At 57.6% G+C, this 19,377-nt stretch carries 14 protein-coding genes; 8 read left to right on the top strand and 6 right to left on the bottom strand.

Annotated features, from left to right (window positions below):
• Positions 1-53: 53 nt before the first annotated feature.
• The 3 genes from OQ460_RS17595 to OQ460_RS17585 form a co-directional block, all read right to left on the bottom strand.
• A complete protein-coding gene (locus OQ460_RS17595) occupies positions 54-1,232 on the bottom strand; it encodes a vWA domain-containing protein (RefSeq protein WP_029292346.1) in 1,179 nt (392 codons plus the stop codon).
• An 11-nt stretch (positions 1,233-1,243) separates the two neighbouring features.
• Positions 1,244-2,089, bottom strand: coding sequence for an AAA family ATPase (locus tag OQ460_RS17590; RefSeq protein WP_410018667.1), 846 nt, complete (start codon positions 2,087-2,089; stop codon positions 1,244-1,246).
• Between the two features lie 139 nt (positions 2,090-2,228).
• Positions 2,229-3,305: a DUF748 domain-containing protein gene (locus OQ460_RS17585; RefSeq protein WP_410018666.1), complete on the bottom strand. Its 1,077-nt coding sequence runs from the start codon at positions 3,303-3,305 to the stop codon at positions 2,229-2,231.
• Positions 3,306-3,431: 126 nt separating this feature from the next.
• On the opposite strand from OQ460_RS17585, the gene cysK reads away from it, so the two are divergent.
• From cysK to OQ460_RS17570, 3 genes are all read left to right on the top strand, one after another.
• Positions 3,432-4,406, top strand: coding sequence for a cysteine synthase A (gene cysK / locus OQ460_RS17580; protein ID WP_410018665.1), 975 nt, complete (start codon positions 3,432-3,434; stop codon positions 4,404-4,406).
• Positions 4,407-4,592: 186 nt separating this feature from the next.
• Complete coding sequence (locus OQ460_RS17575; RefSeq protein WP_410018664.1) at positions 4,593-5,531, top strand: aspartyl/asparaginyl beta-hydroxylase domain-containing protein; 939 nt, start codon at positions 4,593-4,595, stop codon at positions 5,529-5,531.
• 542 nt (positions 5,532-6,073) lie between these two features.
• Positions 6,074-6,937, top strand: coding sequence for a DMT family transporter (locus OQ460_RS17570; RefSeq protein WP_410018663.1), 864 nt, complete (start codon positions 6,074-6,076; stop codon positions 6,935-6,937).
• 25 nt (positions 6,938-6,962) lie between these two features.
• Here OQ460_RS17570 and OQ460_RS17565 read toward each other — a convergent pair whose 3' ends face one another.
• Positions 6,963-7,859 (bottom strand): DMT family transporter, encoded by an 897-nt coding sequence (locus tag OQ460_RS17565; protein ID WP_410018662.1) that lies wholly within the window; start codon positions 7,857-7,859, stop codon positions 6,963-6,965.
• Between the two features lie 197 nt (positions 7,860-8,056).
• On the opposite strand from OQ460_RS17565, the gene aceK reads away from it, so the two are divergent.
• On the top strand, positions 8,057-9,790 hold the full coding sequence (aceK, locus tag OQ460_RS17560; protein ID WP_410022044.1) for a bifunctional isocitrate dehydrogenase kinase/phosphatase: 1,734 nt from the start codon (positions 8,057-8,059) through the stop codon (positions 9,788-9,790).
• 107 nt (positions 9,791-9,897) lie between these two features.
• Here the strand turns inward: aceK and OQ460_RS17555 are convergent, their stop codons facing one another.
• Together OQ460_RS17555 and OQ460_RS17550 are read right to left on the bottom strand one after the other, a co-directional pair.
• Complete coding sequence (locus tag OQ460_RS17555) at positions 9,898-10,509, bottom strand: hypothetical protein (RefSeq protein ID WP_410018661.1); 612 nt, start codon at positions 10,507-10,509, stop codon at positions 9,898-9,900.
• A gap of 246 nt (positions 10,510-10,755) precedes the next feature.
• Positions 10,756-12,642: a restriction endonuclease gene (locus OQ460_RS17550; protein WP_410018660.1), complete on the bottom strand. Its 1,887-nt coding sequence runs from the start codon at positions 12,640-12,642 to the stop codon at positions 10,756-10,758.
• A 306-nt stretch (positions 12,643-12,948) separates the two neighbouring features.
• On the opposite strand from OQ460_RS17550, the gene hrpA reads away from it, so the two are divergent.
• The 4 genes from hrpA (at position 12,949) to OQ460_RS17530 (ending at position 19,058) form a co-directional block, all read left to right on the top strand.
• Complete coding sequence (gene hrpA / locus OQ460_RS17545) at positions 12,949-16,860, top strand: ATP-dependent RNA helicase HrpA (RefSeq protein WP_410018659.1); 3,912 nt, start codon at positions 12,949-12,951, stop codon at positions 16,858-16,860.
• Between the two features lie 225 nt (positions 16,861-17,085).
• The gene (locus tag OQ460_RS17540) at positions 17,086-18,207 is read left to right on the top strand and encodes a beta-ketoacyl-ACP synthase III (RefSeq protein WP_410018658.1); all 1,122 of its coding nucleotides are present in this window, start codon (positions 17,086-17,088) and stop codon (positions 18,205-18,207) included.
• 9 nt (positions 18,208-18,216) lie between these two features.
• A complete protein-coding gene (locus OQ460_RS17535; RefSeq protein WP_410018657.1) occupies positions 18,217-18,831 on the top strand; it encodes an RNA polymerase sigma factor in 615 nt (204 codons plus the stop codon).
• A complete protein-coding gene (locus OQ460_RS17530; RefSeq protein ID WP_410018656.1) occupies positions 18,825-19,058 on the top strand; it encodes an anti-sigma factor family protein in 234 nt (77 codons plus the stop codon). The genes OQ460_RS17535 and OQ460_RS17530 overlap by 7 nt, the downstream gene beginning before the upstream one ends.
• The last annotated feature ends 319 nt before the right edge of the window (positions 19,059-19,377 follow it).

The following is a 19,377-nucleotide window of genomic DNA, read 5'->3' as shown; positions in this document are numbered from 1 at the left end:
GCGAGCAAGCCCGCTCCCACATTTTTTAGATCTGCATTCAGGCAGGAGATGATTTATTTGGAGAGAAAGCGCATGCCTTCTTCCAGCCCCCGCAAGGTCAGCGGATACATCTGGTCTTCAATCAAGTCCCGTACGATATTGGTCGAGGACGTGTAGCCCCAGGTGTCTTTCGGGTACGGATTAATCCAGATCAGCTTCTTGTACTTCTCCATGAACCGCTGCATCCACACATACCCTGGCTCCTCGTTCCAGTGCTCGACACTGCCGCCCGCCTGGGTGATTTCGTAGGGCGCCATCGCCGCGTCACCGATGAAAATCACTTTGTAGTCGGCGCCGTACTTGTGTAGCAGATCCTGGGTCGAGGTGCGTTCGGAGGTGCGACGCATGTTGTTCTTCCACACCGACTCATAAATGAAGTTGTGAAAGTAGAAATACTCCAGGTGTTTGAATTCGGTCTTGCAGGCCGAAAACAGTTCCTCGCAGATCTTCACATGGGCATCCATCGAGCCGCCGATGTCGAACAGCAACAGCAGCTTGACCGTGTTGCGCCGCTCGGGACGCATCTGGATATTCAGCAAGCCGGCGTCGCGGGCGGTGTGGTCGATGGTGCCGTCGATGTCCAGCTCTTCGGCCGCACCCTGGCGCGCAAACTTGCGCAGGCGGCGCAGGGCTACCTTGATATTGCGCGTGCCCAACTCCACCGAATCATCGAGATTCTTGTACTCGCGTTGGTCCCAGACCTTGACCGCCTTGCCCTGGCGCTTGCCGGCATCACCCACGCGAATGCCTTCAGGGTTGAAACCGCCGGAGCCGAACGGGCTGGTGCCGCCGGTGCCGATCCACTTGTTGCCGCCGGCATGGCGTTCCTTTTGTTCCTCCAGGCGTTTCTTGAATTCTTCTATCAGCTTGTCCAGGCCGCCGAGAGACTGGATCTGTGCACGTTCTTCATCGCTCAGCGAGCGTTCGAACTCCTTGCGTAACCAGTCCTCGGGAATCAGCGCCTGCAGGTGATCGTCAAGTTTTTCCAGGCCATTGAAATAGGCACCGAATGCCCGGTCGAACTTGTCGAAATGGCGCTCGTCCTTCACCAGAATTGCCCGGGACAAGTAGTAAAACTCATCCATGTCGGCGAAGGTCACCCGTTGTTTCAGGGCATTGATCAGGTCCAGCAGCTCGCGCACCGACACCGGCACCTTGGCTGCACGCATTTCATTGAACAGGTTGAGCAGCATGGCAAAAGCCCTTATCGAGTGCCGCGACGGCTCATGAACGCGAGGCGTTCAAGCAGTTGCACATCTTGCTCGTTCTTCACCAGGGCGCCGGCCAGGGGAGGGATGGCCTTGGTCGGATCACGCTCGCGCAATACGGCTTCGCCGATGTTGTCGGCCATCAACAGCTTGAGCCAGTCCACCAGTTCGGAAGTCGACGGCTTTTTCTTCAGGCCGGGCACCTTGCGCACGTCGAAGAATACGTCGAGCGCTTCGCTGACCAGGTCTTTCTTGATGTCCGGGTAATGCACATCGACGATTTTTTGCAGGGTGGTGCGGTCGGGAAATGCGATGTAATGGAAGAAGCAGCGACGCAGGAATGCGTCCGGCAGCTCTTTCTCGTTGTTGGAGGTAATGATGATGATCGGGCGCTTTTTGGCCTTGATGGTCTCGTCGATTTCGTAGACGTAGAACTCCATCTTGTCGAGTTCTTGCAACAGGTCGTTGGGAAACTCGATATCGGCCTTGTCGATTTCATCGATCAGTAGAATTACCCGCTCCTCGGATTCGAAAGCTTCCCAGAGCTTGCCTTTTTTCAGGTAATTGCGCACATCGTGGACCTTGTCCACGCCCAGTTGCGAATCTCGCAGGCGGCTGACCGCATCGTATTCGTAGAGGCCCTGATGCGCCTTGGTGGTGGACTTGATGTGCCAGGTGATCAGTTTTGCCCCGAAGGAATCGGCCAATTGCTCGGCGAGCATCGTCTTGCCGGTGCCCGGTTCACCCTTGACCAGCAACGGGCGCTCCAGCGTAATGGCGGCGTTGACGGCCAGCTTCAGGTCATCGGTGGCAACGTAGGCCTGGGTGCCTTCGAACTTCATCTATCAATCCTCGAACGTGACGCCGAACGGCTGCGGGCCGGCCAGCCAAGTATTCAATGGCTGCGACTATACCGCGGGGCCCCGGCGACTGTGAACGCAGACGGGTTATTCAGTCTCTGAATGAGCAGTCACGCGCGGTTCACTGCGAACCTGGCTTGGGCTGCTCATAGCGTGCATTGAAGGCCTGGATGAAGCCATTGCGTAAAATCTGCAAAAACGCCTGGAACGCGCTGATATCTTGTTGATGTACGCTGCCGCTCAACTCCACTCGGGTGGCGAACTGGTTTTTGCTCTGGTTTTTCAGCAGCGTTTCACTGGCGCCGACCACAGCTTCCCAGATCGAACGGAAAATCCCCTTGTCCTTGTCCTCCACGTCCTGCTGCCAGTCGAATACCTCGACACCGCGCAGCAATGGCTTGATGTAACCGCTCAGTTGGGCCTTCTCGGCCTGTGCTTCGACGACCACATCACCGCTGCCAGCCTTGAAGTCGAATTTGCCGTAGGCCGAAGCAAAGTCGTTCATGCGCTTGAGCTGGATATCGCGGGCGCGAAAACGGAATTCGAAGTCTTCAAAATCGCTCAAGGGATCGAACGTGGCGTTGGCTTCCAGCGGTGCGTGTCCCAGTAACAAGGCCTTGCCTTCAAAACGGGCATCCCGGTTGCCTTCGACATCCACCACGTTCGTCAGGTTATAGAGGCTGGCGTTGACCTCGGTGGCGCTGAGGTTTACCGCAGGTTTGGAACTGAAGTTATGGAAAGCGATTTTTCCGTCCTTGATCCGCACTTCGTTGAGGGTAATGGGCAATAGCTTGGCCAACTGCTCACGCCAATCGGTGCCGCGACCTGTCTGGGTGGCCTGCTTGTTTTTTCCCCCATCGACGAAGTTCAGTTCAGGCTTGATGAATTGGACTTCTGCCACGACCGCGTGGTCGTACCACAACGAATGCCAACTCACCGCCAGGTCGATCACTGGAGCATTGACGAATGGCACCGGTACCTTGCCGTGGATCTTGACGATCTGCAGGCCGTTGATCCGGTACGCACCGCGCCACAAGGCCAGGTCTACATCAGTGATCTGGCCCCGGTAGTCGCCCATCACGGCAAGTTTTTCATTCAAGTAATCGCGCACCAGATAGGGCAGGGCGATGTTAAGTACGACGAGCAAAAGCACCAGCCCTACGACGGTCCATAGCGGCCAACTGTAGCGACGTTTCATAAGATTTTTCTCCCGGCGTGTAGGCGATTGACTATTGAGGTTGGCCCAACGTTCCAGTCACTGGACGCCTCGAGGCACGAGGCATAACCTTGTTGCCTTCTTGAACGCCGTCTTGAGGATCCCGCCATGAGCCGCATTTTTGCAGACAACGCGCACTCCATCGGTAACACCCCTCTGGTCCAGATCAACCGTATCGCGCCGCGGGGCGTGACCATTCTGGCCAAGATCGAAGGACGTAACCCAGGGTATTCGGTGAAGTGCCGGATTGGCGCGAGCATGATCTGGGATGCTGAAAGCAGCGGTAAACTCAAGCCCGGCATGACCATTGTCGAGCCGACTTCCGGCAACACCGGTATCGGCCTGGCGTTTGTTGCCGCGGCCCGTGGCTACCGGTTGCTGCTGACCATGCCTGCCTCCATGAGCCTGGAGCGGCGCAAGGTTCTCAAGGCCTTGGGAGCGGAGCTGGTGCTGACCGAACCGGCCAAGGGCATGAAGGGCGCTATCGAAAAGGCTGGGGAAATCCTCGCCAGCGACCCGGCCAAGTACTTCATGCCAGCGCAATTCGAAAACCCGGCCAACCCGGCGATCCACGAAAAAACCACCGGACCGGAAATCTGGAACGACACCGATGGTGCCGTGGATGTGCTGGTGGCCGGTGTCGGCACCGGTGGTACCCTGACGGGCGTGTCGCGCTACATCAAAAACACCGCGGGCAAACCGATTCTCTCAGTGGCGGTGGAGCCCATTACGTCACCGGTGATCACTCAAACGTTGGCCAATGAAGAAGTCAAACCCAGCCCCCACAAGATCCAGGGGATCGGCGCCGGCTTTGTGCCGAAGAACCTCGACTTGTCGATGGTGGATTGGGTTGAGTTGGTCAGCGATGAGGAATCCAAGGCCATGGCCCTGCGTCTGATGCAGGAGGAGGGCATCCTTTGTGGTATTTCCTGCGGCGCGGCGATGGCCGTGGCGGTGCGCCTGGCAGAAAAACCGGAGATGCAGGGCAAGACCATCGTCGTGGTGCTGCCAGACTCCGGTGAACGCTATTTGTCGAGCATGTTGTTCAGCGATTTGTTTACCGACCAGGAAAACCAGGCTTGACCCAAATCAGCGCGCAGGTAGGCGCCTTATGCATAATTGGCCTTTGCTCGCGCCTGTTTAAAACTGATTGTTGGATGGCGTGGGTTTTTCCCAGGGCCATGAGTGTTTATGATGGCCGCCTGCTATGTCTGGTTTCCCGCTGGCGAGAGGCTGCTGTCCCAGACACCCATTTTCAGGAGTTGTTGCATGAGCTTTTCTTTGGCCGCCAAGCTGTCGGTGTTGCTGCTGTTTATCGGCAGCACACTTTACGTGCATTTGCGCGGCAAGGCCCGCTTGCCGGTGTTGCGCCAATTCGTCAACCACTCGGCGCTGTTCGCGCCGTACAACGCGTTGATGTATCTCTTCTCCGGAGTGCCTTCAAAGCCCTATCTGGATCGCAGCAAGTTTCCGGAACTGGATGTGCTCAAGGACAATTGGGAGACGATCCGCGACGAGGCCATGCACTTGTTCGACGAGGGCTACATCCGTGCCGCCGAGAAGAACAACGATGCCGGTTTTGGTTCGTTCTTCAAAAAAGGCTGGAAGCGTTTTTACCTCAAGTGGTACGACAAACCGTTGCCATCGGCTGAACTGCTCTGCCCCAAAACCGTAGCTCTGGTCAGTAGCATCCCCAACGTCAAGGGCGCAATGTTTGCGCTGTTGCCCGGTGGCAGTCATCTCAACCCGCATCGCGACCCCTTTGCCGGCTCCCTGCGCTACCACTTGGGCTTGTCGACCCCAAACTCTGATGATTGCCGGATCTTTGTCGACGGGCAGATCTACGCCTGGCGTGATGGCGAAGATGTAATGTTCGATGAGACCTATGTGCACTGGGTGAAAAACGAAACCGAGAAAACCCGGGTGATTCTGTTTTGTGATATCGAACGGCCGTTGAGCAACCGGGTGATGACCCGTATCAACCGTTGGGTCAGCGCTCAACTGGGCCGCGCCACCGCGCCACAGAATCTGGATGACGAGCGCGTCGGCGGGATCAACCAGGCCTACGCCTGGAGCAAGCGCTTCAGCGACAGTTTCAGCGGCGTGGTCAAGCAGTGGAAGCGCAAGCATCCAAAAGCCTATCGCGTCATGCGGCCAGTGTTGGCGGTGCTGGTACTGGTGCTGCTGTGGCGCTGGCTGTTTGGCTGATGTGTTTACCTGGCTAAAAAAACCGCTCGCTGAGCGGTTTTTTTTGCGTGCAGTTATTTGCATCGCGCCAATACGCCGGTCGCTTCATCGACCCTTTCCCCGGCAGCTTGCAGGATGTCCGAGTCTCTCACGGTACCGTGGCTTAAGCGCTTTCGTTCGAGCGTTTTAACTGCCCTTGCTGGCCTTTTGGCAAACCCATTGCAAACCATGTCGCGGCCTGGTTATATTCCGTAACAGGTGTTTGACGACACCTGTCTCAGCCCCTCAAAAAAGATCAACCCATGCCAGCTTTCCAGCGCATAGCGGTAGTCGATTCAGCGGTCAACGCTGGCATCGTGCCGTGCGCGAGTCGGCAGCCTGTGCAGATCAGTCAGTACCCCCCACCTGTCAGTAGCACGCCGGTGTACGTAGTCGTATCACCGCCGGGTGTCGGCATTCCGGGCTGATCAGCTGATAGCTGGTTTCCTGTGCCCGCCTGAACAACATCTACTGAATTTCAGCTTCGGCTGAGTCGGCTTTTTGCCTGATTACAGGTGGTATCCATGTCTGTTCTTTCGAAACAATCCGTGGCCGCGGCGGCCTCGACGAGTCTGTTTGTCTTGCTGTGGAGTAGCGGGGCGATTTTTTCCAAGTTGGGCCTGGCTCATGCTTCGCCCTTTGCCTTTCTGCTGATCCGTTTTGCCATTGCCCTGGCAGGTCTGGTGGTATTGATCCCGATCCTGAAACTCAAGTTGCCGCGTTCGGGCAAACCGATGTGGTTTGCGATCGCTACGGGCCTGGTGCTGTTGGGGGCGTATCAGATTTTCTATCTGCTGGCGCTGGACCTGAAAGTTACACCCGGTGTCATGGCGACCATCATGGGCGTGCAACCGATTCTCACCGTGGTGCTGGTCGAGCGTCAGCGATCCTGGAGCCGGATGTTCGGCCTGGTGCTGGGGCTGGCGGGCTTGATCATGGTCGTTTATCAGGGCATCGGTTTGTCGGGCATGTCACTGGCCGGGATGCTTTTCGGCTTGTTAGCGCTGACAAGCATGACTCTGGGCTCGATCATGCAAAAACGTGTCACCGAAAACCCATTGGGCACACTGCCAGTGCAGTATCTGGCGGGGTTGTTGTTGTGCTTGGTGTTCGTGCCGTTCCAGCCGTTTCATTTCGAGCACAGCGCTGGCTTTTATCTGCCGGTCTTGTGGATGGGGCTAGTGGTATCGCTGCTGGCGACGCTGCTGCTGTATCGACTGATCGCCAGGGGCAACCTGGTGAATGTGACCAGTCTGTTTTATCTGGTACCAGCGGTGACCGCCGTGATGGACTATCTGATCTTCGGCAACCGCCTGGCCATGCTGAGCGTGGCGGGGATGGGGTTGATCATTATCGGTCTGATGTTCGTATTCCGTAAAAACCGGTAGGCCAGTGCCCTGTGGGAGTTTCCTCCTACAGGGCTTTCACCAGTTTTCCCGGTCGTAGTACCAACCACAAGGCCCCCGCAATCAACATCCCGCCGTATAGATGCGCCATGGACAGCGGTTCATCCAGCAGCAATGCGCCCCACAACACGCCAAACGGCGGGATCATGAAGGTAACGGTCATCGACTTCACCGGCCCGATGGATGTCAGCAGGCGGAAGTACAAGATGTAGGCAAACGCCGTACACAACAGCCCCAAACCCAGCAACGATAACCATACATCCCAGCCGCCCCAGTTGGCGGGTGGCTGGCTGATAGCGCTCCAGCCGAACCACGGCAACAGAAACAACGTGGCGCCCAGCATGCTGCCCAGCGCGGAAAGACGGCTGTCGAGCCCACCTTGCTGGTCGAGCCAGCGCCTGGCGAGAAACCCGGCAAAACCGTAGCAGGTGGTCGCCAGCAAACAGGCGAGGGCGCCCATCAGCAGTTCCAGGTCGAATGCCACCGGCCCGGCTCGGGTCAGGATCCCCACGCCAAACAGACCCAGGCACACGCCGGCTATCTTCGAGGCAGTCAGCCGCTCATGGAAGAACAGCCCGCCAATCAACACGCCCATCAAGGGAGTAGTGGCATTGAAGATCGCCGAGTAACCTGCTGGCAGCACCTGGGCTGCGACCGAGTACATGGTGGCAGGAATCCCCGAGTTGATGACGCCCAGCAGCAAAACGATCTTGAACTTACCTTGAAAGTCCCAGCGCACGCGCATCATGGCCAGGATCACCAGTAGCCCGGCGGCGGCAATCGACACCCTGAAGAACGCCGTGGGCAGCGTGCCGATTTGCGGCGCGATGATTCGCATGAATAGAAAACTCGCGCCCCAGATAGCGGCCAGTACCAACAGGTACACAGTGTCGACAGGTCTCACGGATAACTCCTTTAAACGAGGGCGAGAGTGTTGCTTAGCAACTTGTCTGAGACAATCTTTAACGCAATATCCATGGGATAAAGTGGATCGGCAACCTATTGAGGCCTACCGCCAGGTACTGCGTAAAAAATGCACTTCTCCTGCTTCCAGACTCTGGCTAAGCTCAGGTCTCCCGAATGCTCGCAGAGGTTTCCGATATGCCGCAGCAAACGCCTGCCATCGACACCGCGCAACCCATCGCCAGGATGATTCTCGATGGCTTTGACGATTACCGCGAGCATTTCCGCCAGATCACCGATGGCGCCCGCGAGCGCTTCGAAAAGGCCCAATGGCAACAGGCGCAAGTGGCCTCTGCGGCACGTATCAATCTGTATGAGGAGAAGGTCTGTGAAGTCACCACGCGTTTACGCGCAGCCTTCGACGATAAGGCCCTGCTGGACATTCAATCCTGGCCACTGGTGAAAAGCGCCTACATCAGCCTGATCGACCTGCGGTTTGACGATGAGCTGTCCGAGACATGGTACAACTCGATTTTTTGCGGTTTGTTCAGCCACGACTTGATCAGCGACGGCTGCATGTTCATCCACACCACGCGCCCAAGCCTGCGCCGTGCCCGCGCGGCACAAACCCGTACCTACAAACCCCAGGGCAAGCTGGCGGGCATGTTGGAGCAGATATTTACCGATTTCAGTTTCAGCGAACCCTACGCTGATTTGTCCGCTGACCTACTCAGGCTCGAGGCGCAGTTGCGCGAGAGCCTGCCGGATTGGGTGTGCAAGGACCCTGACTTGAATGTCGAGCTGTTTTCCTCGGTGCTCTACCGCAACAAGGGTGCCTACCTTGTGGGCCGACTCTATACCCAGGATGAGCAATGGCCGCTGGTGATTCCATTGCTGCACCGCGAAGGGCGCGGCATCCAGATCGATGCCCTGATTACCGACGAAGCCGATGTGTCGATCATCTTTTCGTTCACCCGTACCTACTTCATGGTGGACGTACCGGTCCCGGCGGAGTTCATCGGGTTTCTCAAGCGCATCCTGCCGGGCAAGCACATCGCCGAGTTGTACACATCGATTGGTTTCTACAAGCACGGTAAGTCCGAATTCTATCGAGCCCTGATCAACCACCTGGCAACCACCGACGACCAGTTCATCATGGCTCCTGGCGTTCGTGGCATGGTCATGAGCGTGTTTACCCTGCCGGGCTTCAACACGGTATTCAAAATCATCAAGGACCGTTTTTCACCCTCGAAAAACGTCAATCGCGCCACGGTGATCGAGAAGTACCGCCTGGTGAAAAGTGTCGACCGGGTCGGGCGCATGGCTGATACCCAGGAGTTTGCGGACTTCCGCTTCCCCTTGAGCAAGTTCGAGCCCGAATGCCTGGCTGAATTGCTCGAAGTGGCCGCCGGTACCGTTGAAGTGGAAGGCGATACCGTGCTGATCCGCCACTGCTGGACCGAGCGCCGCATGACCCCGCTCAATCTCTATCTGGAAAACGCCAACGAGGCCCAGGTGCGTGAAGCGCTGGAGGATTACGGCCTGGCGATCAAGCAACTGGCTGCGGCCAATATCTTTCCAGGTGACATGCTGCTGAAGAACTTTGGCGTTACCCGTCACGGGCGCGTGGTGTTCTATGACTACGATGAAATCTGCTTCTTGACTGAAGCCAACTTCCGTCACATCCCTGCGCCGCGCACACCGGAAGATGAGATGGCTTCTGAGCCGTGGTATTCCATCGGTCCATTGGATGTGTTCCCCGAAGAGTTCCCGCCGTTCCTGTTTGCCGACGCGGCGCAAAGGCGCTTGTTCAATGAATTGCATGGCGAGTTGTACAACGCCGACTATTGGAAGGGCCTGCAAGAGGCGATCCGCGCAGGGAAGGTGATTGATGTATTTCCGTATCGGCGCAAAGGCCTGGATAACGAATAGAGCAGGCTGGCGTGATCAAGAGCAATCAGTGCCGCCAGCACCTTTCTACCACTGGTGTTCGAGGTACTGACTTCAGTATTGAAGTCAGTACCCGTTGATATTGGCCGTTACTTGTTCGAGCGGTTTTCTTTACGGACGGCCTGGAACCAGGACTGATCCCTGCCCATGCTGGTTAGCGTATCGGTAACGTTCGAGGCACGGTTCTTGTCGGTAGGATTGGTACCGTTGAGCTGAACGTCCCTGGCTTTTTTGTACAAGGCGCCCATCTCCTTATTTAACTCCTTTTCTTCTTTCTTGCGCTCTTGGTAATTGTTGAGTCGGGTAATCGGGTTCTTGCTGTTGGAGCCGTTCTCTAACTTGTTGATTCTTTGTTCCAACAAGCTGATAGGTCGCTGATAGTCATGTTGGTTGAGGCTTCGAATTGGAAATTCGTTTGGCAGTTTTTCAAGGGTGTCCTTTGCTTTCCTCATCTGCTCTAATTCTTGACGCTGGGATGAGCTCATACTTGATAGGGGTTTCTTGTCGTAAAGCGCGGCAGACGAACTACTGCTGCTTGACGGCTGGCTCCAACTGGATCCGTGTGAACTACTACTGCTTGACGGTTGGCTCCAGCTGGATCCTTGCGAACTACGGGTTTCGGGAGCGATATCCTGGTGTTTGGTGGCGTAACGACTGGAGTAGTTATCGGTGTTGGAGTAGCGATTGGAATCAATGGGCATAATATCTCCGTTACGGAAAATTTCAGGTGTTTTGATAGCAACGATATTTAGCCTCAATCCGCCTCAGCTGTTTGTCGGAACACTCGCGAACTGCGCGTGTTAAACGTCCATTCTGATTGCGGTACTGTTCGCTAACGTAAGACGGAAAATCTCTTTCTATTTGTAAGACTTTCCCCCGTCACAAATTTTCTGGCGCTATGGGTAATAACCTCAAACTCTGCGGTCGCACGTTGCCGGTGAGACCTGTCAAGTGGTTTCCCAGTAGCGACGTAATGGAGTGTTGTCTTGGCGCCCGTTTTCGAGCCCTTGCAGATGCGCCTCATAGGCCGACCTGACTGAAGCCGGTACTCCGTGCCCCGGTATGTGTGGTGGCTTGCGGGAGGAATCCTCGCCGCTCGCCGAGCCGAGAAAATCCTTGCTTGGCATGTGTCGTATATCAATGACGTCATCAATGAACCGCTGGGCCTGGGTATTACCGATATTTGGGTAACGGTCGGCAATGCCGGCTCGCAACATGGTACGGTCGTCTGCCGTGAAGTTGTTTTCACCATTGGTCACATGTGCTGGCATCATTCCTGCGAGTGCGGCAATGGAGGATTTGACGGTTCCCAGTTGCGGAGACACCGCGACTGACATGACCTGGTTCAACGTCTGGTTTTCCACTTCGGCAGTAACACCGCGTGGTCCCCTTTTTTCTGTTTGTTGTTGCTGGAAATAGTCACGAGCCGCCAAAAAATCGTTTACTTGGTGCTGCAGAACTTGCTTGACCGGGACCTGCGCATTGTCGACTGTCCAACTCTGCATGTGCTTGTTGATGTCTTCAGCACTGGCGTCCTGCAGCAGCATGCGCGCCAGTTGCTCGCCAGGCTGGCCTGGCAGCTTTTCCAGTTGCTGGATAACGCGCTCCGCAGCGTGGTCCAGGTAGCTGTGCTGCACATTAGCGGCCAATGAAGCCACAGCCGCACCCACGATAATCAAGCCGCCGTCGCTGTTACTGCCCCGGCTTTGCAGGCCCAGCACGGTCTTGAAAGGTTGATCGCTGTAAACCTGGTCATAGTCATAGACCGGCTCCAACTGACCGAGCAGATCCCCCAGGACCGCGCCGGCGCTCCCCGGCTTATGGATGTCCTGGCCCAAAGCGTACACATAGTAGTCCGCTTCCAGGGTCTTGACGGGTGCCTTGCCCTGACTGTCACCGGGTGCGCTATAGCGCAGCCGCAAAGCCGGGCCGTCGTTGCTGGCGCTGGGATAGATGTCCAGTCTATCGACGGGAACCACAGCGTTTTGTGCCGCCTCGGGGGCAAATTGCAATTGATGCCCATCCAGAAAAAACGGTTTGGTGCTGCGAATAAACCAACTGACATCCGCTCCCAGTTCACCAGCTCGCTCGACTGCATCGATACCGGCGTTGGGGCCATGGATGACAACGGTCTTGCCCGCGAACGCCTCGGGGTTTTTATCGGTGGCACGCATGAACTCATCCAGGTCCATTACTTTTCCGTGCAAAGCTTCCTGTTGATGAAGGCGGATGTTATCCAGCCGCTTTTCTGCTGATGTTTGCATACCGCCGGTGTCCCAGAGGCTGGTGTGGGGCCCGGCCCCTGTCCCCAACACAACCTGTCGGCTTTCGAGCGTCTGACCGTTATCCAGGCGGATTTGATAGCTGCCGTTTTTCAGCCGAGTGATGGCGCTGACTTCGGCGGGCAGAAGTTCGGCGCCCAGTGTCTGTACCTGTTGAAACTGGTGCTGGTTCCCGGCCGCAAAATCTTCGCGATCCGCATAGCGAGAGTCATGGGCCGGTACATGCTGACCCCACTGGCCGATGATCTCATGCTGGTGATTGACATAGCCGCGCCCGCGTACCTCGGCAGACCAGGGCTCTTGCTTGCCGATAATGCTGACTTTGCCCAGCAGTGGCAGGTTTTGCGAGTCGGCACTGAAGCGGCGGTTTAACTCATTGGCCACAAAGGCCGCGCTGCTGCCTTTTCCAATAACCGTCAGTTCGCGCACTCGATGCGGGTCAAGTGTCTTACCGGCTTGGCCAACGGCCTGGTTGGCCGCAGCCTGGGAGCAAAGGTGTGTCGCGTTCGTCCCGTTGAGCTGGCGCTCATGCAGTGATTTTCCGAGAAGCATCAAAACAATCCTCATTAAAGAGCCTGATCCAGAGGCATGACGAGTTCTTCCCTAGAGTGTTGCTGCGCCTCATTAAAGCGATTTATTGATACAGGCTTGGAAGGACTGTTCTGAATGTGGCCCACCATTCTCTTCCGGAAAGCGTAGGACAGAGCTTCTATTGAAGGCCGCGGGCCGGGCTAGCGACGGTTGCGCACTTGTAGACTCGTCGTCACGCGTTGAAATCTGCGACAATCCAGCCCTCGATTTTGCCGACACCTGCCTCGCAGGTTCACCTGCCCCCACAAGAAGACCTTTGCGTACCTGATGACCGACCAAGCGCCTGCTATCGACCAACTGCTGAAGAATCTCGACCACGCCATGCTTGCCGACCGTCATCGCTTGCGTCGGCAATTGCTTGAGCTGCGCAAGAAACCCGACGAGGACAAGCTCGCCCAGTGGGTGGCGCGCATGCAGGCGTCGTGCGCCCAGGTCACGGCGCGGCGTGAGAGCGTTCCGCAGGTTCGCTATGACGACAGCTTGCCCATTGCCGCCAAGCGCGACGAAATCAAAGCAGCGCTGCTCAAGCATCAGGTATTGATCATCGCCGGCGAAACCGGCTCGGGTAAGACCACACAACTGCCAAAAATCTGCCTGGAAATCGGTCGCGGCCAATATGGGTTGATCGGCCATACCCAGCCCCGACGGATCGCCGCCCGCAGTGTGGCGAGCCGGGTTGCTGAAGAGTTGGCCACGCCGCTGGGGGCGTTGGTGGGCTATCAGGTGCGATTCGAGGACCAGAGCGATTCCAATACCCTGATCAAACTGATGACCGATGGCATCCTGCTCGCGGAAACCCAGAATGATCGCTACCTCGAACGCTACGACACGATCATCGTTGACGAAGCCCACGAGCGCAGCCTGAACATCGACTTTCTGCTGGGCTACCTCAAAACCCTGCTGCCGCGTCGTCCCGACCTGAAGGTCATCATCACCTCGGCCACTATCGACTTGGAGCGTTTTTCCAAGCATTTCAACGATGCGCCGATTGTCGAGGTTTCCGGTCGTACGTTCCCGGTGGAAACCTGGTACCGCCCGCTGGCCCTTGAGCAGGACGAGGAGGGCAACCGTGTCGAGGACGACCTGACGGTGGACCAGGCGATCCTGGCGACCCTTGACGAAATCGCCGCGTTCGAACGCAGCGAGCGCAAGAGCCCCGGCGATGTGCTGGTGTTTCTGCCGGGCGAGCGTGAGATTCGCGACGCCGCCGATATGCTGCGCAAGGCCCAGCTCAAACACACCGAAATCCTGCCGCTGTATGCGCGCCTGTCGCCGGCCGAGCAGCAGCGCATTTTCCAGTCGCATCCAGGGCGTCGCGTGGTGCTGGCGACCAACGTGGCGGAAACGTCGCTGACGGTGCCGGGCATTCGTTATGTCATTGACAGCGGGACGGCGCGCATCAGCCGTTACAGCTATCGCGCCAAGGTCCAGCGCCTGCCTGTCGAAGCCGTGTCCCAGGCCAGTGCCAACCAGCGCAAAGGCCGCTGCGGTCGGGTTGAACCGGGCATTTGCGTGCGGTTGTACAGCGAAGAGGATTTTATCGGGCGCCCGGAATTTACCGACCCGGAAATCCTGCGTACCAACCTCGCGGCCGTGATCTTGCAGATGTTGCACCTGCGACTGGGCGAAATCACCGACTTCCCGTTTATCGAACCACCGGATGGCAAGGCTATCAGCGATGGTTTCAATCTGCTGCAAGAGTTGTCGGCGGTAGATCGCAACAGCCAACTGACCCCGCTGGGCCGCCAACTGGCACGTTTGCCGGTGGACCCGCGCATGGGGCGGATGCTGCTGGAAGCGGCGAAGCTCGGCAGCTTGCAGGAGGTGTTGATCGTCGCCAGTGCGATGTCGATCCAGGACCCGCGCGAGCGTCCGCCGGAACGCCAGCAAGCCGCCGATCAGGCCCACGCGCAATGGAAAGACCCGGACTCGGACTTCGCCGGGCTGGTTAATCTGTGGCGTGGTTTTGAGGAGCAGCGCCAGGCGCTGACCGCCAGCCCGCTGCGTAACTGGTGTCGCAAGAACTTCCTGAACTACCTGCGCTTGCGTGAGTGGCGCGATTCCCATCGCCAATTGAGCCTGATCTGTCGCGACATGCAGTTGACCGTCAACAAAGAGCCCGCCGATTTCCCGAAGCTGCATAAGGCGGTGCTGTCCGGCCTGCTGAGCCAGATTGGCCAGAAGACCGAGGACGGCGACTACCTGGGCGCCCGTCAACGACGTTTCTGGATCCACCCTTCGTCGGGGATCGGCAAGAAGCGCCCGCAATGGTTGATGACCGCCGAACTGGTGGAAACCACCAAACTGTATGCGCGGATGGTGGCCAAGATTGACGCCGACTGGATCGAACCGCTGGCCGGTCACCTGATCAAGAAAAACCACTTCGAGCCGCATTGGGAGAAGAAGCGCGGCCAGGTAGTGGCCTTTGAGCAGATAACGCTGTTCGGGCTGATTGTGGTGGGGCGTCGGCCGGTGCATTACGGCCCTGTTGATCCGGTGGTATCCCGTGAGTTGTTTATCCGCGAAGGCCTGGTGCGTGGTGAGATCCAGTCCCGGGCCAAGTGCCTGGCGGCGAACAAACAACTGTTGGAGCAACTCGACGAACTGGAAGCCAAGGCCCGTCGCCGTGACATCCTGGCGGACGAAGAAACCCTGTATGCGTTCTACGACGCACGTCTGCCGGCGGAGATTCACCAGAGCGCCACCTTCGACAGTTGGTACAAGGTCAACAGCCAGAAAAACCCCCAACTGTTGATCATGCGCGAGGAAGACGTGCTGGCCCGTGAAGCCAGTGAGGTCACCGCTGCCCATTATCCGGACACCTTGCATCTGGGCGACCTGGTGCTGTCCTTGAGTTATCACTTTGAACCCAATCATCCCCGTGACGGTGTAACCGTACGTGTGCCTGCGCCACTGTTGCCAGCCTTGCCAGCCGAACGCCTGGAATGGCTGGTGCCGGGGTTGATCGAAGCCAAGTGCATCGCCCTGGTGCGTCACCTGCCCAAGGCGCTGCGCAAGAACTTCGTGCCGGTGCCGGACTTCGTCAAGGCCGCGCTGCAGCGCATCGACTTTGCCCAGGGCTCGCTGCCCCAGGCACTGGGGCGTGAGCTGTTGCGCATGACTGGTGCGCGGGTCAGCGACGAGGCCTGGGCCGAAGCCGCACAACAGGTGGAAAACCACCTGAAGATGAATCTTGAAGTGGTCGACGCCCAGGGCAAGTTCCTCGGCGAAGGCCGCGACCTGGCGCAATTGACCGCACGTTTCGTAGAGGCCAGCCAAGCCGCGCTGGCTGTGCCGCAGACTGCCAAAAGCCAGCAGCCGGTAGAGGCCAAGGTATTCGCGGCGGTGGCCGAGAAGACTCAACAGAATATTGCCGGGCTGTCGATGACGGTTTACCCGGCGCTTGTAGAAGACAACGGCACGGTCAAGGAGGGGCGTTTCTCTACGGCCGCCGAGGCTGAGTTCCAGCATCGTCGTGCGTTGCAGCGTCTGTTGATGCAGCAACTGGCCGAGCCGGCAAAATTTTTGCGCGGCAAGTTACCCGGCCTGACAGAGTTGGGGCTGATGTATCGCGAGTTGGGCCGCATTGATGCGCTGGTGGAAGACATTCTGCTGGCCAGCCTCGACAGTTGCATACTGGACGGCGAGACGAACCTGCCGCGTGACGGTTCGGGCCTGGCGGCGTTGGCCGAGCGCAAACGCGGCGGTTGGACGGAACATGCCGAGCGCCTCGCGCGCTTGACTCTTGATGTGCTGAAGCTGTGGCACGGCTTGCAAAAGCGCTTCAAAGGCAAGATCGACCTGGCCCAGGCCGTGGCCTTGAATGATATCAAGCAACAGTTGAGCAACCTGGTGTACCCAGGTTTCGTGCGCCAGACTCCGGCGCAGTGGCTCAAGGAGCTGCCGCGTTTCCTCAAGGCTATCGAACTGCGCCTGGAAAAGCTGCCGGGGCAGGTGCAGAAGGATCGTGTCTGGAGCACCGAGTTGAGCGGCCTGTGGAGCCAGTACCAGGCGCGTCTGAACAAGCATGCCCAAGAGGGCAAGCGCGATCCGCAACTGGAGTTGTACCGCTGGTGGCTGGAGGAATATCGGGTTTCGTTGTTTGCCCAACAGTTGGGTACCAAGGTGCCGATTTCCGACAAGCGCCTGGGCAAACAGTGGAGCCAGGTGGACGCCTGACCCTGGTCGGCGGGGTGACGCTCATTCGCAAATGGCGCCAAACCCCCCGGTTTATGGCAAACTTCGCGGCTATAACTGCCTGGAACGTCTAGATTGGCTGTATCAGCCTCGACGCGCTGGAATGAAGCGTTTCCCGCTTGATGTTCGCGGCGCGAACTCAAGCAATTTGCGGTTTGGTACGACAGTGCCAATACCTTCTGCCTGAACAGATCTAGAGGAACGACCGTGCATAACGTCGTCATCAGCGGCACTGGCCTGTACACCCCGGCCAACAGCATCTCCAACGAAGAGCTGGTGCAGTCTTTCAATGCTTACGTTCAACAGTTCAATGCCGACAATGCCACGGCCATCGAGCAGGGCGACGTTCAGGCGTTGACCGAGTCCAGCGCAGCCTTTATCGAAAAAGCTTCGGGCATCAAGAGCCGTTTCGTCATGGACAAGGAAGGCATCCTCGATCCGCAGCGCATGACGCCGCGCTTGCCCGAGCGCTCCAATGACGAGTGGTCGATCCTTTGCCAGATGGCGGTGGGTGCAGCCGAGCAAGCCTTGCAGCGCGCCGGCAAGACTGCCGCCGATATCGACGGGGTGATTGTTGCGTGCTCCAACCTGCAGCGGGCCTACCCGGCCATCGCCATCGAGGTCCAGGAAGCCCTGGGCATCCAGGGTTTCGGTTTCGATATGAACGTGGCGTGCTCCTCGGCCACATTTGGCATCCAGAACGCCTGCAACAGCATTCAACTGGGCCAGGCCCGGGCGATCCTGATGGTCAACCCGGAGATCTGTACTGGTCACTTGAACTTTCGCGACCGTGACAGTCACTTCATCTTCGGTGACGCGGCCACCGCGGTGATTCTTGAGCGGGCCGACCTGGCCACGTCCGAACATCAGTTCGATATCGTCAGCACCAAGCTGCTGACCAAATTCTCCAATAACATCCGCAACAACTTTGGTTTCCTCAATCGTGCGGCCCCAGAGGGTGTCGGTGCGCCAGACAAGCTGTTTGTGCAAGAAGGCCGCAAAGTCTTCCGTGATGTCTGCCCGATGGTTGCCGAGTTGATCGGCCAGCACTTGACCGAAAACCACCTGAGCGTCACTGACGTTAAGCGCTTCTGGCTGCATCAGGCCAACCTGAGCATGAACCACCTGATCGTCAAGAAACTGCTGGGCCGTGAGGCCGAGGTGCAAGAGGCTCCGGTGATCCTCGACACCTACGCCAACACCAGCTCGGCTGGCTCGGTCATCGCATTTCATACCTATCAGGATGACTTGCCCAAGGGCGCAGTAGCCGTGCTCAGCTCGTTTGGTGCCGGTTATTCGATTGGCAGCGTGATTCTGCGTAAACGCTGAGAGGTCTGGATGCCGGCAGCGGACGATGGGCGCCTGCTTGAACGCCTGCTCAAGGGTGAGCAGCAGGCCTACAAGGAGTTGGTCACTACCTACCAGAGCGCCATGCGCGCAGTGGCGTATGCCATCGTGGGCCAACGGAATGTCGATGAAGTGGTACAGGATGCGTGGCTCTCGGTGGTGCGCAACCTGGCGAAGTTCGAGGGCCGTTCCAGCCTCAAGACCTGGTTGCTGACCATCACCGCCAACGCGGCCAAGGGCCGTTACAAGCAAAACCGCAGGGAAGTCTTGCTCGACGACCTGCCGTCGCCTCATGGAACCGTCGGTGACGAGCGATTTTCCGCTGTTGACGGTCATTGGTTGATCGCTCCGTTTGCCTGGCATGAAGACACACCAGAGGCGCTGCTGACCGAAGGCGAACTGCGCGAATGCCTGGAGCACACGCTGTTGAGCTTGTCTGAACTGCAAAGCAGTGTGCTGCTGCTGCGCGAGCGCCAGGGGCTGGAATTGGAGGAGATCTGTAATCTTCTGGAGATATCGCTCTCCAATGTTCGTGTGCTGTTGCACCGAGCCAGGCTTAAAGTCTTCGCCACAGTGGAGCATTTCGAGGAAACCGGCGAATGTTGACATGTAGAGAGCAAGTAGCGCGATCCAGCGATTATCTCGATGGGCAGTTGACCTTTCGTGAGCGTCTGTTGATGCGCCATCACTTGATGTTCTGCCCCAATTGCCGGCGCTTCATCCGCCAGATGCGCCTGATGCAGGCTACGCTTCGCGTCCTGCCCGAGCAGCCGGTGACGGATATCGATGCGCTGGCCCAGCGGCTGGCTGCCGAGCATACCCGTAACGGCTGAAACTCCGACGGGCCTCCCCGAGGTTGTCCCCAGCCTGCGACGATTTCGGATGCGGGCTTTTTTTCGTCCTTAAATCCTGCCGATGCAGAATTCTCTGTTTTTTTTCAGGTTTTTTTCACATTTGCGGGGCTGCCATTTTCCGCACTTTTTCCGGTGAAACGCAGGCTGGCCGTGGCGTTGCGCTTATTCCACCTGGTTGTAAGAAAGTTCCCCTGTAATAAAATATTTATGTTCCAGCAACTTGGCTGAAATATCCCCTCGCCAAGATCCCCTCCCAACACCAGCGGGCCAGAACCCGTGTGTTTTCCAAAGTAAAAGA

Source organism: Pseudomonas imrae (genome assembly GCF_046352735.2).
Classification (GTDB): Bacteria; Pseudomonadota; Gammaproteobacteria; order Pseudomonadales; family Pseudomonadaceae; genus Aquipseudomonas; species Aquipseudomonas imrae.
Note: the sequence above shows the minus strand (reverse complement) of the source record. Positions and strands in the feature narration are given on the sequence as shown.

Excerpts from the sequence above, each read along its gene's own strand:
- hrpA (WP_410018659.1), top strand. The coding sequence starts at position 12,949 with ATGACCGACCAAGCGCCTGCTATCGACCAACTGCTGAAGAATCTCGAC.
- cysK (WP_410018665.1), top strand. The coding sequence starts at position 3,432 with ATGAGCCGCATTTTTGCAGACAACGCGCACTCCATCGGTAACACCCCT.
- OQ460_RS17595 (WP_029292346.1), bottom strand. The coding sequence starts at position 1,232 with ATGCTGCTCAACCTGTTCAATGAAATGCGTGCAGCCAAGGTGCCGGTG.
- OQ460_RS17585 (WP_410018666.1), bottom strand. The coding sequence starts at position 3,305 with ATGAAACGTCGCTACAGTTGGCCGCTATGGACCGTCGTAGGGCTGGTG.
- OQ460_RS17575 (WP_410018664.1), top strand. The coding sequence starts at position 4,593 with ATGAGCTTTTCTTTGGCCGCCAAGCTGTCGGTGTTGCTGCTGTTTATC.
- aceK (WP_410022044.1), top strand. The coding sequence starts at position 8,057 with ATGCCGCAGCAAACGCCTGCCATCGACACCGCGCAACCCATCGCCAGG.
- OQ460_RS17570 (WP_410018663.1), top strand. The coding sequence starts at position 6,074 with ATGTCTGTTCTTTCGAAACAATCCGTGGCCGCGGCGGCCTCGACGAGT.
- OQ460_RS17555 (WP_410018661.1), bottom strand. The coding sequence starts at position 10,509 with ATGCCCATTGATTCCAATCGCTACTCCAACACCGATAACTACTCCAGT.
- OQ460_RS17550 (WP_410018660.1), bottom strand. The coding sequence starts at position 12,642 with ATGCTTCTCGGAAAATCACTGCATGAGCGCCAGCTCAACGGGACGAAC.
- OQ460_RS17535 (WP_410018657.1), top strand. The coding sequence starts at position 18,217 with ATGCCGGCAGCGGACGATGGGCGCCTGCTTGAACGCCTGCTCAAGGGT.
- OQ460_RS17590 (WP_410018667.1), bottom strand. The coding sequence starts at position 2,089 with ATGAAGTTCGAAGGCACCCAGGCCTACGTTGCCACCGATGACCTGAAG.
- OQ460_RS17530 (WP_410018656.1), top strand. The coding sequence starts at position 18,825 with ATGTTGACATGTAGAGAGCAAGTAGCGCGATCCAGCGATTATCTCGAT.